General features: G+C 68.3%; 16 protein-coding genes and 1 pseudogene. 12 read left to right on the forward strand and 5 right to left on the reverse strand.

The window, feature by feature from the left end; all coding sequences use genetic code 11:
• The first annotated feature begins 84 nt into the window (after positions 1-84).
• Positions 85-1,125 (forward strand): cell division protein ZapE, encoded by a 1,041-nt coding sequence (gene zapE, locus VGP60_RS00775; protein WP_327545846.1) that lies wholly within the window; start codon positions 85-87, stop codon positions 1,123-1,125.
• Here zapE and VGP60_RS00780 read toward each other — a convergent pair.
• Positions 1,076-1,723, reverse strand: coding sequence for a phosphatase PAP2 family protein (locus tag VGP60_RS00780; RefSeq protein ID WP_327545847.1), 648 nt, complete (start codon positions 1,721-1,723; stop codon positions 1,076-1,078). The genes zapE and VGP60_RS00780 overlap by 50 nt on opposite strands.
• An 83-nt stretch (positions 1,724-1,806) precedes the next feature.
• On the opposite strand from VGP60_RS00780, the gene VGP60_RS00785 reads away from it, so the two are divergent.
• Complete coding sequence (locus tag VGP60_RS00785; protein WP_327545848.1) at positions 1,807-3,429, forward strand: ABC-F family ATP-binding cassette domain-containing protein; 1,623 nt, start codon at positions 1,807-1,809, stop codon at positions 3,427-3,429.
• A gap of 11 nt (positions 3,430-3,440) precedes the next feature.
• Positions 3,441-4,331 (forward strand): FAD-dependent oxidoreductase, encoded by an 891-nt coding sequence (locus VGP60_RS00790; protein WP_327545849.1) that lies wholly within the window; start codon positions 3,441-3,443, stop codon positions 4,329-4,331.
• 15 nt (positions 4,332-4,346) lie between these two features.
• Here the strand turns inward: VGP60_RS00790 and VGP60_RS00795 are convergent, their stop codons facing one another.
• Both VGP60_RS00795 and rocD read right to left on the reverse strand, forming a co-directional pair.
• Positions 4,347-5,732: a DUF2252 domain-containing protein gene (locus VGP60_RS00795; RefSeq protein ID WP_327545850.1), complete on the reverse strand. Its 1,386-nt coding sequence runs from the start codon at positions 5,730-5,732 to the stop codon at positions 4,347-4,349.
• 48 nt (positions 5,733-5,780) lie between these two features.
• Positions 5,781-7,004: an ornithine--oxo-acid transaminase gene (gene rocD / locus VGP60_RS00800; RefSeq protein WP_327545851.1), complete on the reverse strand. Its 1,224-nt coding sequence runs from the start codon at positions 7,002-7,004 to the stop codon at positions 5,781-5,783.
• A gap of 150 nt (positions 7,005-7,154) precedes the next feature.
• Between rocD and VGP60_RS00805 the strand changes: the two genes are divergently transcribed.
• From VGP60_RS00805 to VGP60_RS00815, 3 genes are read left to right on the forward strand one after another with little or no spacing between them, the layout of a single operon-like run.
• Entirely contained in the window at positions 7,155-8,018 is an 864-nt protein-coding gene (locus VGP60_RS00805) for a PPK2 family polyphosphate kinase (RefSeq protein WP_327545852.1), read from the forward strand.
• Between the two features lie 21 nt (positions 8,019-8,039).
• Complete coding sequence (locus VGP60_RS00810; protein ID WP_327545853.1) at positions 8,040-10,133, forward strand: S9 family peptidase; 2,094 nt, start codon at positions 8,040-8,042, stop codon at positions 10,131-10,133.
• On the forward strand, positions 10,130-11,080 hold the full coding sequence (locus VGP60_RS00815; protein WP_327545854.1) for an LLM class F420-dependent oxidoreductase: 951 nt from the start codon (positions 10,130-10,132) through the stop codon (positions 11,078-11,080). Before VGP60_RS00810 ends, VGP60_RS00815 begins: the two co-directional genes overlap by 4 nt.
• An 87-nt stretch (positions 11,081-11,167) precedes the next feature.
• On the opposite strand, the gene VGP60_RS00820 is transcribed toward VGP60_RS00815, so the two are convergent.
• Together VGP60_RS00820 and VGP60_RS00825 are read right to left on the reverse strand one after the other, a co-directional pair.
• The gene (locus VGP60_RS00820) at positions 11,168-11,428 is read right to left on the reverse strand and encodes a fluoride efflux transporter FluC (protein ID WP_327545855.1); all 261 of its coding nucleotides are present in this window, start codon (positions 11,426-11,428) and stop codon (positions 11,168-11,170) included.
• Positions 11,425-11,806: pseudogene (locus VGP60_RS00825) on the reverse strand (fluoride efflux transporter FluC). Before VGP60_RS00825 ends, VGP60_RS00820 begins: the two are co-directional and overlap by 4 nt.
• Before the next feature lie 231 nt (positions 11,807-12,037).
• Here VGP60_RS00825 and VGP60_RS00830 point away from each other — a divergent pair.
• The 6 genes from VGP60_RS00830 (at position 12,038) to VGP60_RS00855 (ending at position 21,519) form a co-directional block, all read left to right on the forward strand.
• The gene (locus tag VGP60_RS00830; protein ID WP_327545856.1) at positions 12,038-13,522 is read left to right on the forward strand and encodes a pyridoxal phosphate-dependent decarboxylase family protein; all 1,485 of its coding nucleotides are present in this window, start codon (positions 12,038-12,040) and stop codon (positions 13,520-13,522) included.
• On the forward strand, positions 13,519-14,820 hold the full coding sequence (locus VGP60_RS00835; RefSeq protein ID WP_327545857.1) for a lysine N(6)-hydroxylase/L-ornithine N(5)-oxygenase family protein: 1,302 nt from the start codon (positions 13,519-13,521) through the stop codon (positions 14,818-14,820). Before VGP60_RS00830 ends, VGP60_RS00835 begins: the two co-directional genes overlap by 4 nt.
• A gap of 71 nt (positions 14,821-14,891) precedes the next feature.
• Positions 14,892-16,634, forward strand: a complete 1,743-nt coding sequence (locus VGP60_RS00840; RefSeq protein WP_327545920.1) for an IucA/IucC family protein — start codon at positions 14,892-14,894, stop codon at positions 16,632-16,634.
• A 5-nt stretch (positions 16,635-16,639) separates the two neighbouring features.
• Positions 16,640-18,004: a glutamine synthetase gene (locus VGP60_RS00845; protein WP_327545921.1), complete on the forward strand. Its 1,365-nt coding sequence runs from the start codon at positions 16,640-16,642 to the stop codon at positions 18,002-18,004.
• Positions 18,005-18,115: 111 nt separating this feature from the next.
• Complete coding sequence (gene sthA, locus VGP60_RS00850) at positions 18,116-19,534, forward strand: Si-specific NAD(P)(+) transhydrogenase (protein WP_327545858.1); 1,419 nt, start codon at positions 18,116-18,118, stop codon at positions 19,532-19,534.
• Positions 19,535-19,578: 44 nt separating this feature from the next.
• On the forward strand, positions 19,579-21,519 hold the full coding sequence (locus VGP60_RS00855; protein ID WP_327545859.1) for an intein-containing Rv2578c family radical SAM protein: 1,941 nt from the start codon (positions 19,579-19,581) through the stop codon (positions 21,517-21,519).
• Positions 21,520-21,602: the final 83 nt, after the last annotated feature.

Consider the following 21,602-nt stretch of genomic DNA (forward strand, 5'->3'; position numbering starts at 1 on the left):
ACGCCGCGAAACCCGCCCCGACCGGGGGATACACGTTTCTCGGCCGGGCGACGACGAGGTGACTCCCCGGATATCCTGTCCCTCATGCCGTCTCCAGCTCATCTCACCGATCGACGTCCCGAGATCGGCGCCGACGAGCTGATCTCCGCCCTCGTGCCGCCGCCGCGCTTCGACGCCGTGCGGTTCTCGACGTACGTGCCGAACCCGGAAGAACCGAGCCAGGCCGCGGCGGTCACGGATTGTTCCGCTTTCGCCGCCCGCGTGGGTGAAGCGGCGGCGAAGAAACCGAAGTCGAAGCTGCGCTCGCTGTTCGGTGGCGACACCGCGGACACCGGCCCGATGGGTATGTACCTCGACGGCGGATTCGGCGTCGGCAAGACCCACCTGCTCGCCTCGACGTGGCACGCGGCGCCGTCCCCGAAGGCCTACGGGACGTTCGTCGAGATCACGAACCTGGTGGGCGCACTGGGTTTCCACGAAGCGGTGAGCCGGCTTTCCCGGCACCGGATGCTGGCCATCGACGAGTTCGAGCTGGACGACCCGGGTGACACCACGCTCGTCGCGCGGTTGCTCGGTGAGCTCACCGAAGCGGGCGTCTACGTCGCGGCGACGTCGAACACACTGCCCGACAAGCTGGGCGAAGGACGGTTCGCCGCCGAGGACTTCCTGCGGGAGATCCAGACGCTGTCGCGGCGGTTCAGTGTGGTTCGTGTGGACGGCCCGGACTACCGCCACCGCGGCCTGCCCGACGCACCGCCGCCGGTGAGCGCCGAAGAACTCGAAACCTCGGCCGAGACGCACGCCGGGTCCACAGTGGACGATTTCGACGCGTTGTGCCGCCACCTCGCGAGCCTGCACCCGTCGCGCTACGGCCGGATGCTGGAAGGCGTCTCGATGGTCCACCTGCGGGACGTGCGCCCGGCGCCCGACCAGACCGTCGGCCTGCGGCTCGTCGCGTTCGCCGACCGGCTCTACGACAGCGCGATCCCCGTTGTCGTGTCGGGGGAACCACTGCCGACGCTGTTCACCGAGGAGATGCTGAACGGCGGTTACCGCAAGAAATACCTGCGGGCGATCAGTCGCTTGACCGCTCTCGCGAGGGACGCGGCGAAAGTCGGCCAATAAGGATTCGCAGTGCGAAAACCACTGCCACCGCGAAGAAAGTGCCACCGGCGATATCGGTGAAGTAGTGGTAGCCGAGCTCGATCATGCCGACGGCGGCCGCGATGAGCAGGATCGCGCCCATCGCGGAGATGACCGCGGTGGCCGGTCCCGGCCGGGCGAGCAGCGCCAGCACGGCGAGTGTCGACACCAGACTGACGGTGTGTCCACTCGGGTAGGCCAGCGTGCCTTCGATGCCGAACCCGATGCTTTGCCGGTCGAACAACGGTTTCAAGATCCAGGTGTTGGCCGAGACGCTCACGGCGGGGCCCAGCAGCGCGAGCAGCGCGTCCCGCCGCCGACCCAGCACGAGGCAGACCACGATGACGAGCAGGATCACCGGGATGAGCACGTACGGCTGCGTCGAAAGCACCAGGAACGTCAGCAGATCCCGGCTTCCGGCGAGGTGGGTGTCCAGCGAAGCCTTGATCGAGGCGTCGAAACCGCGCGGCCCGGTGTCGCCCGCGTAGTAGAGCCCTATCGCGAGCGTGGCCAAGGCGCAGAGCACCGCCACGACGGCGAGCTGCCGCTGTGCCGGTGGGCGCGTGCGCTGATCGACCAAGGTCCCTCCCCGTTTCCGAGAGTACGTGAAGCACTTGTCTCAATTGACTCGCGTATCCGGGCCGGATCGGGAACCATGCGCGAGTGGGGTTCCTCGAAGCCAGCTCGCTGGCGTATCAGCTCAATGACGGCCGCCGGCTCTTCGACGACGTTTCGTTCCGCGTCGGACCGGGCCAGGTGGTCGCGCTCGTCGGCGACAACGGCGCCGGGAAGACGACACTCCTGCGCATCCTCGGCGGTGAGTTGACGGCGCTGCGGGGATCCGCGCAGGTACAGGGCGGCTTGGCGGTGATGCCGCAGTTCATCGGCTCGGTCCGCGACGGCCGTACCGTCCGCGATCTGCTGCTGGCGGTGGCGCCGCCCGCTCTGCGCGCCGCCGCCGAGGAACTCGACGCCGTCGAACTCGCGCTGATGGAAACCGACGACGAACCCACCCAGATGAGGTACGCGGAGGCGCTGACCGCTTGGGGTGAAGGCGGCGGTTACGAGGTCGAAGTGCTGTGGGACACCGTCACCGTGGCCGCGCTCGGGATCCCGTTCGAACGCGCGCGTTTCCGCGATGTCGGCACTCTTTCGGGTGGGGAGCAGAAGCGGCTCGTGCTGGAGGTGCTGCTGCGCGGGAGCGAGCAGGTCCTGCTCCTCGACGAGCCGGACAACTATCTCGACGTCCCCGGCAAGCGCTGGCTCGAAGAACGGCTGGCGGAGTCGGGCAAGTCGATCCTGCTCGTCAGTCACGACCGTGAACTGCTCGCCGCCGCCGCGACGCACATCGTGAGCCTCGAAGGCGGCACCTGCTGGGTACACAGCGGCGGGTTCAGCACCTGGCACGAAGCGCGTCTCGGCCGCGCCGACCGGATGGCGGAGCTGCGGCGGCGCTGGGACGAAAAACACGAGCAGCTGCGGGAACTCGTCGTTTCCCTGCAACGTGCCGCGAGCATGAGCCACGAAATGGCGTCGCGCTATCACGCGTCGCAGACCCGGCTCCGCAAGTTCGAGGAGGTGGGCGCTCCGCCGATGCCGCCGAAGGAACAGAAGGTCGCACCCCGGCTGCGTGGCGGCCGGACCGCGGTCCGGGCCATCACCTGTGAATCGCTGGAGCTCACCGGGCTGATGTCCCCGTTCGACACCGAGGTGTTCTTCGGCGACCGGATGTGTGTGCTGGGCGCCAACGGTTCCGGCAAAAGTCATTTCCTGCGGCTGCTCGGCGGTGACGATTCCGTGGCGTACAGCGGGGTTTACCGGCTCGGCGCCCGCGTCGTGCCGGGGCTGTTCGCGCAGACGCACCAGCATCCGGAGTTCATCGGCCGCACCCTGCTCGACATCCTCGGTCGCGGTGAAGGAACCCGCCGCGGCCTGGAACGCGGCGGGGCGACGTCGGTGCTGAGCCGCTACGGACTCGCGGCGTCGGCCGAGCAGCGCTTCGAAAGCCTGTCCGGTGGTCAGCAGGCGCGGTTCCAGGTGCTGCTGCTGGAACTCTCCGGCGCGACCCTGTTGCTGCTCGACGAGCCGACCGACAACCTCGACCTGATTTCGGCCGAAGCGCTGCAGGACGCGCTTCGGGAGTTCACCGGCACCGTGGTGGCGGTCACCCACGACCGGTGGTTCGCGCGCTCGTTCGACCGCTACCTGCTCTTCGACTCCGACGGCCAGGTGTCCGAAGTGGACGAACCCGTCTGGTCGACCCGCCGGGTCGAGCGCGCCCGGTAAGGAGAACTCCCATGCACGTCACGGTCGTCGGTGGCGGGGTGATCGGGCTGAGCTGCGCGCTGCGGCTCGCACACGCCGGGAACACCGTCACCCTCGTCACCGCGGACGGCGTCGCCGACACGACGTCGGCGGTGGCGGGCGGGCTGATCTACCCGCCGGGCACCCGGCCGTTCGCCCGCTGTGCGGGCTGGACCGGCGAGACCTTGGCGGAGTTCCAGCTCATCGGCGCGCCGGGTGTCCGGTTCCTGCGCGGCAGGCTGGCGATGCCGATCAGCGAGCCGTGGCCCGACTGGACCCGCGCGGTGGCGGGCGTCGCCAGGGAGGGTGACTCCTTTGTGTTCACCACCGCCGTCGTGGACACGCCGGTGTACCTGGAGTGGCTGGTGGAGAAGGTGAAAGCCGCCGGGGTGCGGATCGAACACCGGCGGGTCGGCGATCTTCTCGGCTTGCGGGCGGACCTGGTGGTCAACGCGGCGGGCCTCGGCGGCGGCGCGCTCGCCGGGGACGACTCGGTGGTGCCGTACGGCGGCCAGGTCGTGCACCTGGCCGACCCGGGCCTGCGGGAATGGGCCGTCAAGATCGACGGGGACCTCGTGACCTACGTGATCCCGCACGGCGGCCACGTCGTGTGCGGCGGCACGGAGGAGCGCGGCCGGTCCGGCACCGAGCCGGATCCCGAGGCCACGCGCGAAATCCTCCGCCGCTGCCGCGAGCTGGTCCCGGCACTTGAGGACGCCGAGGTGCTGCTCACCAAGGTCGGCTTGCGCCCGCACCGCCCCGAGGTCCGGCTTGAGCGCGTCGGCGACGTCATCCACTGCTACGGCCACGGCGGCGCGGGCATCACGCTGTCCTGGGGCTGCGCCGACGAGGTCACCGAACTCGTGAGTGGCTACGAGTGTTAGAACACTCGTAGCCACTCACGAGCCACCCACCCAAGCCGCGCCTGTTTGGGCGGCTTTCGCCAGTTCGGCGTGGTCCGCCTCGGTCTGGTCGGCGTACCGGACGGCGAATTTGCCGATGGCCTCGTCGAGGTCCTCGTCGTTGTCGAAGTACCCCGCCAGCAGCCGCGGATGGATCGACCGGCTGTGCGCCCTCGCGAGCAGCGCCCCGGCCAGGCGTCCGTAGTCGTCGAGGTGATCGGCCTTGAGCTCGGACGGATCGATGTCGCCCTTGAGGTTCCGGAACTGCCGCACGATGTACGGACGGCCGTCGATGGTGGTCCAGCCGAGCAGGATGTCGGTCTCGGCCTGCACCAGCCGCGCGCCGTGCACGATCCGCTTGCCTTCGTGCTCCGCCGGTTCGAGCCCGAGATACGGCGTCAACGACGACTGCCGGGCTTCTTTCACTTGCAGGATGAGGTCTTCGTCCTCGTTGCCGTGCAGGAGCGCGACGTAGCTCCGCAGTCCGACGCTGCCCGTGCCGACCACCCGGAAGGCCACATCGGACACCCGGTAGCGCGCGATCAGGTTGCGCCGGGACTCGCGCAAAGTGTCCACATAGGACACCAGTCCGTCGACGACGGCGATGGCCGTCGCGTCGTCGACACCGCTGAGCACCGGCCGGTCTTCGACGAACCGGTGCCGTTTCGTCCCGGTCGTGTGGTCGTCGATGTGCTTGGTCCAGCGCGCGGCCACCTTGGCGCTGGTGTTCTTGAGGGCCTTGTCGGCGGCGTCCTCGAAGTCGTCGATCAGGTCGTGTGCCTTGACCTTGCTCAAGACCGACGCGTCGGGCAGCGCGTTCCACGACCGCAGGAACGGCAGCTCCGCGAGCCCGCGAATGGTCCGCCGGTACGACTTGACGGCGTCCTCGGCGGCTTCCAAACACGCGGACTCGCCGACACCGCCTTCGCGCCCGGCGAGCACGAGACTCGCCGACAGTCGCTTCAGATCCCACTCCCACGGGCCCGGCACGGTGTCGTCGAAGTCGTTGATGTCCATCACGATCTTGCCGTCGGGCGTGCCGTACAGCCCGAAGTTCGCGGCGTGCGCGTCCCCGCAGAGCTGGGCGGACAGGCCGCTCGTCGGGGTCTTGGCGAGGTCTGCCGCCATCAAGCCGGAGGCGCCGCGGAAGAACGAGAACGGCGACGTCACCATCCGCTCGATGCGCAGCGGGATCAGGTCCGGCAGACGGCCCTCGTTGCTGGCTTCCACGAACTCCAGCGCGGACGGCCTGTCCTTGCCCGTGGCCGCGTGATCGTGCGCGGAGGTGGGCGCCGACTCCCGCAGCGCCCGGCCCCTCGCGTACATCTCCTCCGGCTCGGCCGTGTCCGCCCCGACCAGCGCCCTCTTCGCCCAACTCACCATCGTCAGCTCCCCTCGTCGCTCAGCCAACGAACGAGAGCCTGCCAGAGTTCACGCAGGTGTGATGGCTTTCGCGATGGCGTCGATCCCCCGATCGAGATCGGCCTTGCTGATCACCAGCGGGGGAGCGATGCGCAGGGTGTAGTCGTGCGTCTCCTTGCACAGGACACCCTCGGCCGCCAGCGTCGTGGACGCCTCACGGCCGGTCGGGCCGCCCGGCGCGATGTCGATCCCCGCCCACAGCCCTCGGCCGCGCACCTCGGCGAGACCGTGGCCGACGAGCTCGCCGAGCCGCCGGTGCAAATGCGCGCCGAGCTCGGTCGACCGCTGCTGGAACTCGCCCGTGGCCAGCAGTTTGATCACCGCGCGGCCGACCGCGCAGGCCAGCGGGTTCCCGCCGAACGTCGAGCCGTGCTCACCCGGGTGCAGCACGCTCAGCACGGCCCGGCTGCCGACGACCGCCGAGACCGGCATGATGCCGCCGCCGAGCGCCTTGCCCAGCGTGTAGAGGTCGGCGCGGACGCCTTCGTGGTCGAGCGCGAGAAGCTTGCCCGTGCGCGCCAGCCCGGACTGGATCTCGTCGGCGATGAGCAGGCAACCGGCTTCGTCACACAGGCGCCGGGCCTCGGCGAGGTAGCCCGCGGGCGGCACGACGACGCCGGCCTCACCCTGGATCGGCTCGAGGAGCACCGCGGCCGTGCGCTCGTTGATGGCGTCCCGCAGGGCGCCCGCGTCGCCGTACTTCACCGTGACGAACCCGGGAGTGAACGGCCCGAACCCGGCGCGGGCGGTTTCGTCGGTGGAAAAGGACACGATCGTGGTGGTCCGGCCGTGGAAGTTGGACCCCGCGACGACGATCTCGGCCCGGTCGGCCGGCACGCCCTTGACGTCGTAGGCCCATTTCCGGGCGATCTTGACCGCGGACTCGACGGCTTCGGCGCCGGAGTTCATCGGCAGCACCATCTCGGTGCCGGTCAGTTCGGCCAGCTCACGGCAGTACAGCCCGAGCTGGTCGTGGTGGAACGCGCGGGAGGTCAGCGTGACGCGGCCGAGCTGTTCCACGGCGGCCGCGACCAGCGCGGGGTGCCGGTGGCCGAAGTTCATCGCCGAATACCCGGACAGGAAGTCGAGATAGGTCTTGCCGTCGACGTCGGTGACGGAGGCGCCTTCGGCCTCGGCGATCACGACCGGCAGCGGGTGGTAGTTGTGGGTGCTCCACTGCTCGTCGAGCGCGATGAAACCGGCTGTGGTGGGATCCGCGGCAAACGTCGTCATACGCCCAGGTTAGATGTTCATCGCGGCGAAGTTCACCCGGGAACGTTGCTTGAAATCGCCGATCGTTGCGCAATTGACCCGATCCAGCGGCGAAACGTTGTGTAGATCTTTGGGACGGCGAGCCGAGCGCGAAGTGGTTATGGTCGCTGGATGAAGAAGTCGGCGAGTCCGGTCCGGGACGCACTCCTGGTCGACAAGGACATCCTGGAGAAAACCGGTCTGCCCGAACCCGCATCGACCCCGGTCGGCCCGGAAAAGAAGGCCAAGGCGGAGAAGAAGCTGCTCGGCGTCGGCGGACGCCTGGAGCAGCTGCAGGAAGCGCTGTACGCCGAGGGCGTCGGCGGTGGTGACCGCACTGTGCTGCTCGTGCTGCAGGGCATGGACACCTCCGGCAAGGGCGGCACCGTCCGGCACGTGCTCGGCCTGGTCAACCCGATGGGCGTGCTCTACGCGTCGTTCAAGAAGCCGACGCCCGCCGAGCGCCGCCACCACTACCTGTGGCGCATCCGCAAGAAACTGCCCACGCCCGGGCACATCGGCGTCTTCGACCGGTCGCACTACGAGGACATCCTGGTGCCGCGTGTCGAGAAGCTGCTGACGGACGACGAGCTGAGCCGGCGCTATACCGAGATCAACGAGTTCGAACAGGAGCTGGCCGACAACGGGACGACCGTGGTCAAGGTCTTCCTGCACATCTCGCCCGAGGAGCAGCTTCGGCGGCTGAAGGCGCGGCTGCTCAACCCGGCCAAATGGTGGAAGTACAGCCCCGCCGACCTCGAAGCCCGTGGGCGGTGGAACGACTACCAGGCCGCCTACCTCGACGTCCTGCGCGAGACGTCGACCGAGGTCGCACCCTGGTTCGTGGTGCCGGCCGACCGCAAGTGGTACCGCAACTGGGTGGTCGCCGAGCTGCTGACCGAAACGCTGTCCAAGATGGACCCGCAGTTCCCGGAAACCGACTTCGACGTCGATGCCGAGCTGGCGAAACTCAAGGGTGTTGGCGTAGCGGAGTGAGTTTCTGAAAGAGTGCGAGCTGTGAACCCCAGCGACTCCTTCCTCCGCAGACAGGCTCGTACGCAGCGCTTCACCTTGGGTGCCCCCAAGGGGTTCCGGGTTTCCCCGGACGGCTCACGAGTGCTGTTCCTGCGTTCCGAATCCGGCACCGATCCGCGCAACAGCCTGTGGTCGCTCGACATCGCGTCCGGCGAGGAGACCAAACTGGTCGACGCCGTCGAGCTGCTCCCCGGCGAAGAGGAGCTGCCGCCCGAGGAACGCGCCCGGCGTGAGCGCAGCCGGGAGTCGTCCGGCGGGGTGGTCGGGTACTCGGTCGACGCCGTTTTCCGGCTCGCGACGTTCTCGCTGTCGGGCAAGCTGTACACCGTCGACATCGCCTCCGGTGAGGTGAAGACGCTGGTCGGCGACTCGGTGATCGACCCGCGGGTGAACCCGCCCGGCACGCATGTCGCGTACGCGCGCGACCGGCGGCTGCGGGTGGTCGACGTCTCCACCGGGGAAGACCGGGTGGTGGCCGGTGAGGACGACGAGCAGATCACCTGGGGCCAGGCCGAGTTCATCGCGGCCGAAGAGATGGGCCGGTTCCGGGGCTACTGGTGGTCGCCGGACGGGCAGCGCCTGCTCGTCGAGCGGGTCGACCAGACGCCGGTTCCCCGCTGGAACATCGCCGACCCGGCGAACCCGGACAAGCCGGTCAACACGGTCGCCTACCCGGCCGCCGGAACATCCAATGTGGACGTATCGCTCGCCGTAATCGGTCTCGACGGCAGCCGCGTCGACGTCTGGCCGGGGGATTGGGAGTATCTGGCCGCGGTGCACTGGTCCGCCGGCGGGAACCCGCTTTTGGCGGTGCAGTCACGTAACCAGCGGCGGCTGGAGATCCACGCGGTGGATCCCGCGGACGGCAAGACGACCACACTGCACGTCGAAGTCGACGCGGACTGGATCGACCTGGTGCCCGGGGTGCCCGCGTGGACGCCCGACGGCCGGTTGGTCCGGGAAAGCTCCGCCGACGGCACGCACCGCCTGGTGGTGGACGGCGTCGCGATCACCGAGCCGGGTCTTCAGGTTCGATCCGTGCTGGACGTCGGCGACGAGATCCTGTTCAGCGCGTCGGACGACGACCCGACACAGATCCACGTCTACCGGACCGAAGACGGCAAGGTCCGGCGGCTTTCGACGTCCGACGGCGTGCATGTCGGGTCCGGTAGCGCGGCGGTGACGGTGGTGTCGTCGTGGAGCCTGGCGCACAGCGGGCCCCGGGTGAGCGTGCTCGCCGACGGCGAGCCGGTGGCATCGGTGACGTCGTCCACAATGGACCCGGGTCTGGTACCTGAGCCGATTTGGCTGTCCCTGGGCGAACGCGGGCTGCGCGCGGCGCTGATCCTGCCGACCGGGCATCAGCCCGGCGAGAAGCTGCCGGTGTTGCTCGATCCCTACGGCGGCCCGCACGCGCAGCGCGTTCTGCGGAGCCGCAACGCCTTCCTGGCACCGCAGTGGTGGGCGGACCAGGGCTTCGCGGTACTGATCGCCGACGGTCGCGGTACTCCCGGGCGCGGCGCGGTCTGGGAGAAGGCGATCGCCGGGAAGCTGGCCGACGTCACGCTCGCGGACCAGGTCGACGCCTTGCAGGCCGCCGCTCTTGGGCACCCCGAGCTGGACGTTTCCCGGGTCGCGATCAGGGGCTGGTCGTACGGCGGCTACCTGTCGGCGCTGGCTGTGCTGCGGCGGCCGGACGTGTTCCACGCGGGCATCGCGGGGGCGCCGGTGACCGACTGGTCGCTGTACGACACGCACTACACCGAGCGGTATCTCGGGATGCCGAGTGAGAACCCGAACTCCTACGAACAGAACTCGCTGATCGCCGACGCCGGCGAGCTGCGGCGCCCGTTGCTGATCGTGCACGGACTGGCCGATGACAACGTGTTCGTCGCGCACTCGCTGCGACTGTCTTCGGCGCTGCTGGGCAAGGGGCGTTCGCACGTGTTCCTGCCGCTGGCGGGGGCGACGCATATGACCCCGCAGGCGGAAGAGGTCGCGGAGAACATGATGCGCACCCAGGTCGACTGGATCAAGCGTGAACTCGGTGTCGTTTCCAGGGAGAAGAGCTCATGAACCGTTGGGGTATCACGATTCCGCTGACCGGGGTGCCGCTGGCCGCGCACCGCGAACTCGTCGAGCAGCTGCCGGATCTGGGCTATACGGACGCTTGGTCGGCCGAGACGGCCGGGGTCGACGCGTTCACTCCGTTGGTGCTGGCTTCGCAGTGGGCGCCTCAGCTGCGGCTGGGGACGGCGATCGTGCCGGTTTACACCCGTGGGCCCGGCTTGTTGGCGATGAGCGCGGCGACTTTGGCGGAGCTGGCGCCGGGTCGGTTCGTGCTGGGGATCGGGGCGTCGTCACCGGTGATCGTGGAGGGGTGGAACGCGCAGAAGTTCGAGGCGCCGTTCGCCCGGTCGCGGGATACGTTGCGGTTCTTGAGGTCCGCGTTGGCCGGGGAGAAGGTGACCGCGGAGTACGAGACTTTCTCGGTGTCGAAGTTCCGGCTGGAGCGGCCGCCCGTGCCGCCGCCTTCGATCATGCTCGCGGCGTTGAGGCCGGGGATGTTGAGGCTTGCCGCGAAGGAAGCTGATGGGGCTATCACGAACTGGCTGGGTTCGGGGGATGTGGCGAAGGTCCGGGGTGAGATCGGGGCTGACGTCGAGCTCGCGGCTCGGATTTTTGTTTGCCCGACCGAGGACGTCGAGGCTGCCCGTGGGCTTGGGCGCATGTTGATCAGCAGTTACTTGACTGTGCCGGTTTATGCGGCTTTCCATGACTGGCTGGGGCGCGGGGAGGCGTTGGCGCCGATGCATGAGGCTTGGGCCGCTGGGGATCGGAAGAAGGCCAACGCGGTTATTCCGGACGCTGTGGTGGACGACTTGATCGTGCACGGGAGTGTGGACGAGTGCCGGGAGAAGGTTCAGGCTTATGCGGATAATGGCCTGACCACGCCGATTATCGCGCTGCTGCCTACGGGCGAGGATCCCTTCGAGCAGGTGCGGGGGCTGGCTCCCCGGTAGGTCACCTTTCGTGAGCCACCACCTGTCGACAGACGGCGATCCCTTAGTTGCTGAGAGACCGCCATCTGTCGACAGGTGGCGAGGGGGTCAGGGCCAGAGGAGGAGGGGGAGGGCGGCGGCGGTGAAGCCGCAGGCGAGGGTGAGCAGCACGTTGGCGCGGAGGGTGTCCGGTTCGGAGCCGTGGAGGGACCAAGCGGTCAGGACGCCGAGGATGGCGGAGCCGGCGGTGTTGACCGTCAGGGTGCCCCAGGGAAAAGCCGGCTTCGTGCGTTTGGTGACGTGGTGGTCGGTCAGGTAGCGGAGGATCGCGCCGAGGGCGCCGCCGATGGCGACGAGCAGAGCCGTCATCGTCGCACCAGGGCCAGCCCTGTGGCGGCTGCCAGTAGCGAGAGAACGACTGAGGCGAACGCGTAGCTCAGTGCGGCCGGTGGTGAGCTGGTCGAGGGTGTCGATCACGTAGGTCGAGAACGTCGTGAAGCCGCCCAGGATGCCGACGCCCAGGAAAGGCCGTAACAGCCGGTGAGGGCGGGCCATCGTGGTCAGGACGCCCATGAGGACGCCGATCAGCAAGCAGCCCACGACATTGGTGATCAGCGTGGCGACGGCGAACCCTCCGCGTGGGTGGGGAATCGCCTCGGAGAGGCCATAACGTGCGAGGCTGCCGAGGGCGCCACCAGCGCCGATCGCGAGCAGCACGTCCCATCGGGTCGCCTGGGTGCCGATCATGACCTGAATCTAGCCACCGCCCGGAACTGCACGCCGATGGCGGACGCGTCGGCGTGGCGGCTCGAACATGATGGTGAGCGGGGACCAACCCGGCCTCGCTTGAACCGGACGGTATCCGTATTGTTGCTGAGGGTAGGCATACCTAAGTGGTTGCGATGGGAAGTTTGTTGGGCCGCCGAGACCCCGACGAACTTCCGATCGTGACCACTATGAACTGGGAGTGGTGAGTTGATGCCCGACGAGGCGGTGTTGTCGTCGCTGTCGTCCTCGCTGGCCGGTGGTGTAGCCGGACCCGGCCGGTTGGCGGAGCTGATTCCGTTGGCGCTCAAGGGGTTCGCCGCCGGGGTGACGGAACGTGGCGGCGCCGCGCCGTCCGGCGGACCGGCGGCGGTGGCCGCCGAGGTGGCCGCGGTCAACCCCCACGAGGGGTTGCCGGCGCGGGGAATGGGGGCTGAGCGCGCGTTGTCCGAATTCAGCCGGCTGCTCGCCGCCGGTTCGGTCGACCCGGCCGATCCGTGGTGCGCCGCGCACCTGCACTGCCCGCCGCTGGCGGTGGCCGTCGCCGCCGACGTCGTCGCGGGGGCGCTGAACCCGTCGATGGATTCGTGGGACCAGGCGCCGGTCGCCAGCGAGGTGGAGCGCGCGTTCACCGCCGGGATCGCCCGGTTGTGTTACCCCGGGGAGGTGTCGCCGGACGCCGTCGTCACCACCGGCGGGACCGAGTCGAACCTCCTGGGCCTGTTGCTGGCACGGGAAAACTCACCCGGACGTGTTGTACAGCCGGTCTGCGGACGCAACGCCCACCACAGTGTCGCGCGGGCGGCGTGGCTGCTGGGGATGCCCGCACCGGTCGTGGTCGCCTGTGAAGCGGACAAAATGGTCCCCTCGGCGCTGGCCGAAGTCTTGGCGGGGCTGGAGAACGTCGTCGTCGTGGCGACAGCCGGGACAACCAATACCGGTGAGATCGACCCGTTGCCCGAGATCGCCGCACTGTGCCGGCAACTCGGCGCACGCCTGCACGTGGACGCGGCGTATGGCGGGATGGCGTTGTGCAGCCCGAAACTGGGCGTTCTCTTGGCCGGACTCGAAGCGGCGGACTCCGTCGCGCTCGACATGCACAAGTTCGGCTGGCAGCCCATTTCCGCCGGTCTGTTCGCGTGCCGGGACGGACACGGGCTCGACGCGCTGACCGTGCGCGCCGAGTACCTGAACGCCGACGACGACACCGAAGCCGGTCTGCCCGACCTGCTCGGACGCTCGATCCGGACATCACGCCGCCCCGACGCGTTCCGGATGGCCGTCACCCTGCACGCCCTCGGTACCGACGGTGTCGGTGAGCTCATCGAACGGTGCTGCGAAACGGCTTCCGGCGTCGCACAGGCCATTGTGGACCATCCGGGCCTGCGGCTCTGGGGTCCGCCGGCACTGTCCACAGTGTTGTTCCGTCCGTCCCTCGCTGACGGGCTGCCCGACACCGTGGCAGACGAGGTGATCGCCCGGATCCGCCGGGTGCTGCTCGAAGCGGGCACGGCCGTCATCGGGCGCGCCGCGATGCCCACCGGGGCAGGCGGCACGGACCAGCTTTGGCTCAAACTCACGCTCCTGCACCCGTATGCCACCGTCGAGGACTATCGGAGTCTGCTCGACCTCGTTGTCGCGACCGAATCCGAAGCGTCGCCGAACCACCAAACTGAAGAGAGTCCGGTCGCTTCGTGAAGCCGCTTGATCTGGCCGGGGTGGGCATCGGCCCCTTCAATCTTTCGCTGGCCGCGCTGGCCGAGCCGGTGGGAGACCTCGACATCGCGTTGTTCGACCGCCGCGCCGAGTTCCGCTGGCACCCGGGTCTGCTCCTGGAAGGCGCCACGATCCAGGTGCCGTTCCTGGCGGATCTGGTGACGCTGGTCGACCCGACGAACCCACTGTCCTTTTTGAACTACCTCCGGGAGAAGGGACGGCTCTTTCCCTTCTATTTCGCCGAACGGTTCCACATCCCGCGCGTCGAGTACGACGACTACGGCCGGTGGGCGGCGTCCCGATTGGACGGTTGCCGGTTCTCCAGTGAGGTCACCGAGCTCCGGTGGCTTGCCGAACAGGCGGCGTTCGAAATCGCACTGAGCGGCGCTCAGCCGGTGCTGGCGCGCAACGTGGTGCTGGGTGTCGGAAGCTCGCCGTCGGTCCCGTTGCCGCTCGCGCACCTCGTCTCCGATCCGGAGGTGCTCGCGACCCACTCGGCCGACTATCTGACGCAGCGGGATCGACTGCTGGCGGCGGAAACGGTGACCGTGGTCGGTTCCGGGCAGTCCGGCGCGGAGGTGTTCCTCGACCTCTTGCGCGGCCGGGCGAGCGCGGTGGGACTCCGGTGGCTGGCCCGCACCCCGGCGTTCGCGCCGATGGAGTATTCGAAACTGGGACTGGAGCAGTTCACCCCGGATTACACGGCGTACTTCCGCAGGCTGCCCGAACCGGTCCGGGATCGCCTCTTGCCCGCGCAATGGCAGCTGTACAAGGGAATCGACGCCGAGACGATCGCGGCGATCCATGACGAGCTCTATCGGCTCAGCGTCGGCGATTCGTGGCCGGCGGTGGTCATGACGCCGGGCGTCGAGGTGCTCGCGGCACGTAAAAACGGTGACACGCTCGAGCTGGACGTCCGTCATGTCCAGCAGGAGACCACGGCGACGTTGCGAACACACGCCGTCGTGGCCGCCACCGGGTACGCCGAGACGCCGACGAACGGTCTGCTCGGCCCGCTCGGGGACAAACTGGAACGGGACGGAAGCGGACGCCTCGCCGTCGACGCGGACTATCGCCTGCGGCTGCCACCCGAGATCACCGGCTCGATCTTCGTGCAGAACGCGGAACGGCACACCCATGGAGCCGGAGCACCGGATCTCGGGCTCGGTGCCTGGCGTTCCGCGTCCATCATCAACGCGGTGGCCGGCCGGGACGTCTACGCCCTGCCCGACCGCACCGCGTTCACCACATTCGGGCTGCACTCATCGGAGGCGCTGTGACCAGCAACGCGAAGGACCGTATCGACGCCGCCGGAGCTTGGCGGGAGGCCGGTGCCTTCATCGTCCACAAGATGCTCGGCGAGCTGTCCTATGAGGGGCTGCTCGACCCGGAACCCGTCGGCGACGACCGGCCGGGGGAGTACCGCGGCTGGCGGCTGTCCCTTCCCGGTGAAGTAGACTACTTCTTCCTTGCCAGGCAAGGAGCTTTCAACTCCTGGACTGTCGCCGCGGGCAGTGCGACACGTCAGGCCGGTACCGCTGAAGCCGTACCCGCCGACGATCCCCGGACGCTGATCGTGGACGCGCGGACTGTCCTCGGCCTGACCGGTCTGCGGCTGGCGGACGTGCTCGCCGAGCTGACCGCGACGGTGTCCAACGAAGCCGCTCGCCTGCGCCGGGCGCCGAGTGCGCACGATCTGTCCATTATGGACTACAACCTGGCGGACGGGCATCTCACCGGGCATCCGCGGCTGGTATTGAACAAGGGCCGTGTCGGGTTTTCGGCGGCCGACCGGGCAAGGTACGCGCCGGAGGCCGGTGAGGACGTCGTGCTGGAGTGGTACGCGGTGCACCGGTCCTTCGCCGAATTCCGGTGCGTGGACGGGCTCAGCGAGCAGACACTGCTGGCCGAGGAGCTCGACGAGACGCAGCGTGCCGAGTTCACCGCGCTGGTCGCCGAGGTCGGGGATCCCGCGGACTACGTCTGGGTGCCGGTCCACCCTTGGCAGGCCGACGAAACCATCGGCACGCTTTACGCGGCGGAGCTGAGCCTAGGCACGATGATCGCACTCGGACAGTCACGGGACCACTACCGTCCACATCAGACGATTCGCACCTTGGCGAACATGAGTGCTCCCGCGCGTCGGGACGTCAAGACCGCTGTCTCGGTGCGCAACACGCTGGTGTACCGGGGTTTGAACTCGGCCGCCACGCTCGCCGGGCCCGCGGTGACGAGCTGGCTGCGACAGGTCAGTGCCGCGGATTCCTTGCTCACCGACGAATGCCGGTTCGGCCTGCTCGGCGAGGTGGCGAGCGTTTCGGTACGGCATCCGCTGTTCGGCACGCTGGAAGAACTCCCGTACCGCTTTCACGAGACGCTCGGCGCGCTCTGGCGGGAGCCGATCGTGCGGCGGCTCGCCGAGGGTGAGCAAGCGATTTCCTTCGCGGCGCTGACCTATCGCGACCCGGACGGTGACACGGTGATCGTCGAGCTGATCCAGCGCTCGCATCTGACCGCCGAGCTGTGGTGTGCACGCGTTTTCGACCTGTTTCTCACGCCGTTGCTCCAATGGCTGCTGCGCTACGGTGTCGGTTTCTGCCCGCACGGACAGAATCTGATCCTCGTGGTCGACGCCGAGGGCAAGCCGTTGAGGGTGGCCATCAAGGACTTCGCGCAGGGTGTCGACCTCATGGACGCCGACGTCGACTGCTATCGGTCGCTTCCCGCCGAAGTGTCGGAGGAGATGTTGCGGTGGGCGCCGCATTTGCTGGCACAGTCGTTGTTCAGCTCGGTTTTCGCCGGGCAGCTGCGGTTCTGGGCGGAAATCCTGGTCGATGACCTCGGGTTCGCGCGGACCCGGTTCTGGGAGCTAGTCCGGGAGATCGTCCTGAAGTTCCGGGACGAGAATCCTGAGTTGTCGGCCCGGTTCGACGCTTGCCAACTGCTTTCGCCGGACGTCGAGCGGGTGACGCTGAATCGGGAACACCTTGCCGGGCAGGGCTTCGACAAGGTCGAGCGAGACGACGAGTTCGACGTCCGCTGGGGTCGCGCGGCGAATCCGCTATATGCGGCGGATCCCGGCGGCGCGTGGTGACCGGCCTGACGCACCATCATCGCCCGGTGGGCGCTCGTTCGCTGGCCGCGCGTTCTTCAGCCGCTCGGACGCTCGAACCGGCGCTGCTGCGGGCACTGGCCGATGGGGCCATCGGCAGGCTGGTCCTCGTTGTGCCGGACCCGCACGCCCGGTTCGCCGCGGTGGAGCTGGACGGGCGGTTCGTCGCCGACGAAGTGCTGACCGGGGGCTACGGCGTCTGCAGCTACGTCTTCGCCTGGGATGTGCGGCGCGAAGCGTTGTCCAATGTGGATATGAACGGCCCGCTGGGGCGGTATCTCGGCGCGTTCGGGGATCTGAAGATGACTCCTGATCTGGCCTCGGCCATTCCGTTGCCGGGGGACGGGCGCACTTGGGCGGTGGTTTGTGACGTCGAGTGGCCGGACGGGGAATCCGTGTCCATCGCGCCTCGGCAGGTGCTGGCGGGGCAGCTGGCGGCGTTGGAGGAGTCCTGGCTAGTGCCCTCGGCCGGGATCGAGCACGAGGTGGTTTTCCGTGACGGGCATGGGAATCCCCTGACTGCGCACGGTGTCGACTACGCGCTGGGCGGGACCGGGCGGCTGGCGCCGGTGCTGCGGGAGGTGCGCGACGCGCTCGAGGAAACCGGGCTCGGCGTCGAATCGGCGCGGGCCGAGTGTCATCCGGGACAGTACGAGATCGTGTTGCGGCACCGCGACGCGCTGGCCGCTTGTGACGACGCGTTGCTGCAGCAGTGGGTGGTCCGGGAAGCGGCGGTCCGCCACGGTGTTCAAGCGAGCTATCTCGCGGCTCCCGAGGCCGGTCAGGGCAGCTCGTGCCATGTGCATCTGTCTTTGTCCACTTTGGATGGCGACGCGGCGTCTTCCGGCGGTGGCACAGCGCTTTCCGAGACCATGGGTCACTTTTTGGCGGGAGTGCTGCGGGACGCGCGGGCGTTGACGGCGATCTGGGCGCCTACGTGGAACAGTTACGTCCGGCTGCGGACGGCCCCGTTCTCGCCTCGGACACTGCGCTGGGGTGTCGACGATCGGACGGCTTCGGTGCGGGTGGCGGGCAAGGATTCCTCGCTCCGGCTGGAGTTCCGGTTCGCCGGTGCGGACGCTCAGCCGCATCTCGTGGTGGCGGCTCTGCTCGCGGCCGGTCGTGCCGGGATCGAAGACCGCCTCCCGGTGCCTCCGGCCGGTACCGATCTCGGCACCCTCGCCGCTACCCCGTGGGAGGCCCTCGCCGCGCTTGCCGACGGCGGCCGCGCCGCGAAACTCCTCGGTGACGACGTCGTCGCTCAGCAAGCCGCCCTCCTCTCGTCCGAAATCGACGCTGCCTGTTCCACGGTCACCGACCTCCAACGCTCGCGCTCCACCCTCCGATCCTGAGGCTTCGCCACCTGTCGACAGGCGGCGATCTCTTAGCTACTGAGAGGTCGCCACCTGTCGACAGATGGCACGCACTTGCGCAGGTGGGGTCCGGTGCGCAGGGTATGAGGTGTGAGCGAGCGCGAGTACGACTACGACCTGATAGTGATCGGCTCCGGCCCCGGCGGGCAGAAGGCGGCCATCGCCGCCGCCAAGCTGGGCAAGCGGGTGGCGATCATCGACAAACACGACATGGTCGGCGGTGTCTGTGTCAACACGGGCACGATTCCATCGAAAACTTTGCGGGAAGCCGTTCTCTACCTGACGGGGATGAACCAGCGGGAGCTCTACGGGGCCAGCTATCGGGTCAAACAGGACATCACGATCGCCGACCTCATGTCACGGACGCAGCACGTGGTCGGCCGGGAGGTCCAGGTCGTCCGGGCGCAACTGCTGCGCAACCACGTTGACCTGGTCGTGGGGGAGGCGAGTTTCGTCGACCCGCACACCGTCGCGGTCGAGGGAAAGCACCGCGGCGACCGGACGTCGATGAGCGCGGCCTTCATCGTGATCGCCACCGGAACCAAGCCGGCGCGCCCGTCGGAGGTCGACTTCGACGCGGAGCGGGTGCTCGACTCCGACGAGATCCTGCGGCTCGAGTCGATTCCGTCGTCGATGGTCGTCGTCGGGGCGGGGGTGATCGGCATCGAGTACGCGTCGATGTTCGCCGCGCTCGGCGCCCGGGTCACCGTGGTGGAGCAGCGGGACTCGATGCTGGGGTTCTGCGATCCCGAGATCGTCGAGTCGCTGAAGTTCCATCTCCGGGACCAGGCCGTCACGTTCCGGTTCGGCGAGAAGGTGGCCAATGTGGTCGCTTCCGAACACGCCACGGTGACCACTCTGGTGAGCGGTAAGCGGATCCCGGCCGAAATGGTCATGTACTCCGCCGGCCGTCAGGGACTCACCGAGGCGTTGAACCTGGAACTCGCGGGGCTCACCGCCGACAACCGTGGCAGGCTGAAGGTCGACGAGCACTACCGGACGCCGGTCGAACACATCTACGCCGTCGGTGACGTGATCGGCTTCCCGGCGCTCGCGGCGACGTCGATGGACCAGGGGCGCTTGGCGGCTTATCACGCGTTCGACGAGCCGGCGAACGAACTCGCGTCGCTGCAGCCGATCGGGATCTACAGCATCCCGGAGATCTCCTACTGTGGCGCCACGGAAGCGGAACTCACCGCGTCTTCGGTGCCGTACGAGGTCGGTATCGCGCGGTATCGCGAACTCGCGCGCGGGCAGATCACCGGCGATTCCTACGGGATGCTCAAGCTCCTTGTGTCCACTGTGGACCGGAAACTGCTCGGGGTGCACGTGTTCGGCACCGGCGCCACCGATCTCGTCCACATCGGACAGGCCGTCATGGGCTGCGGCGGCACTGTCGACTACCTCGTCGACGCCGTCTTCAACTACCCGACGCTGTCCGAGGCGTACAAGGTCGCCGCGCTGGACGCGACGAACAAGATCCGGTCGCTGGAGCGGTACGCCATCTGACCAGGCGTTTTGACATCCGTTAGAACATGTGTTCGACTGGCTGAGTGCGATGGGATGGACAGCGGGCAGACGGTGCCGCCGAGCAGGCGCTGCTGGGGATGGACGGGCTCGTGCGGTCCGTGCGTTCGCCGGAGTTCGACGGCGTCACCTTTCACGAGGTGTACGCCAAGTCCGTGCTGACCAAGGTGCCCTCGGGGTCGCCGATGCCCTTCAGCTGGACGATCAACCCGTACCGCGGATGCTCACACGCCTGTACTTATTGTCTCGCGGGCGAAACCGAAATCCTCATGGCCGACGGCCGCACCAAGGCGCTGTCCGAAATCCAGGTGGGCGACGAGGTCTACGGCACCGAGCAGGAGGGCAGCCGTCGCCGCTACGCCCGGACTCGGGTCCTGGCGCACTGGCCGTCGGTCAAGCACGCCTACCGGGTCGCCCTCGAAGACGGCACCGAACTCGTCGCGAGCGGTGACCACCGCTTCCTGACCGATCGCGGCTGGAAACAGGTCGGCGCCACCCCCGCGCGGGAACCGCATCTGATGCCGGGCAGCAAGCTCGTCAGCTCCGGACGTTTCCCGGCACCACCCCTGGATGACGCCGAGTATCGCGCCGGATACGTCTGCGGCACGGTCAAAGGCAACGGCTCGGCGGACCCCGAGGCGTCCGACCGGTCGCGTATGTACCTGGAGGGCTTCCGCTCGCTGAGCGACCTCTCCGAGCTGCCCGCCGCGCCGAGCGTGGGCTGGCAAAAGGGATTCCTCGCCGGGGTTTTCGACGCGCAGGGCGGCTACAGCCGCGGAGTGCTGCGGATCTCCAATGGCGACGAGTCCGTGCTCACAGCCGTCTCCGAAGCGCTGCGGGCGCTCGGATTCCGGCACACCATCGGCGACTACGAGCAGGCCGCCGCCAGGCGCACCGTGCGGCTTCTGGGCGGCCTCGCCGAGCAGGTCCGGTTCCTGCTCACCGTCGACCCGGCGATCACGCGCAAACGGAGTATCCACGGCCTGCCGATCAGGGCGTCCGCGCGCGTCGGTGTCGTCTCGATCGAACCGCTCGGTATCGAACTGCCGCTGTTCGACATCACCACCGGCACCGGTGACTTCATCGCGAACGGTGTCGTCGCGCATAACTGCTTCGCCCGCAACACCCACACGTACCTGGAATTCGACTCCGGCAAGGATTTCGACACCCAGGTCGTGGTCAAGGTCAACGCGCCCGAAGTCCTGACGGCACAGCTGCGCAAACCGGGCTGGAAACGCGAACACGTCGCGATGGGCACCAACACCGACCCCTACCAGCGGGCCGAGGGCCGCTACAAGCTGATGCCGCGGATCATCCGCGCGCTGGCCGACTCAGGCACGCCGTTTTCCATCCTGACCAAGGGAACCGTCCTCATCCGGGACCTCCCGCTGCTCGGCGCCGTCGCGAAGGACGTCCCTGTCGGGCTCGGTGTCTCCATCGCCCTGCTGGACCGCGATCTGCAGCGGAAACTCGAACCCGGCACACCGAGCCCGCAGGCGCGTCTCGACCTCGTGCGCCGCGCACGCGACGCGGGGCTGTCCTGTGGCGTGTTCATCGCGCCGATCCTGCCCGGCCTGACCGACTCCGAAGAAGCGCTGGACGCGTTGCTCGCGGCCATCGCCGACGCCGGTGCGAGCGGCGTCACCGTGCTGCCGCTGCATTTGCGGCCTGGCGCGCGGGAGTGGTTCGCGCAGTGGCTCAGCGCCGAACATCCGGCGCTCGTGACGAAGTACCGTGAGCTTTACCGCGGTGGCAGTTACGTGAACAAGGCTTACCGGCAAAGGCTTTCCGAGCGGGCCGCGCGGCTCATCCGGCGCCACGGCCTGGAACCGCGGGCACCCAAGCCGGCCCGCGGCGTCCCCGGTGACGACAACGCAGGTTGGCCCGAAGGCGCGATCCCCGCTCCGCGCCGTCCCGCCGACAGTGACGCCTCGATGACCAAAGGCGACCAGTTGCGGCTGCTCTAGATAAACCTGGTGGCGCTACCCCCGGGTGGGTTCGTTAGCCTTTACCGGCGGCGATTGCCGCTGATGACACCGTTCGAACGAGC

This window comes from Amycolatopsis sp. (genome assembly GCF_036008905.1).
In the GTDB taxonomy this organism is placed as follows: Bacteria; Actinomycetota; Actinomycetes; order Mycobacteriales; family Pseudonocardiaceae; genus Amycolatopsis.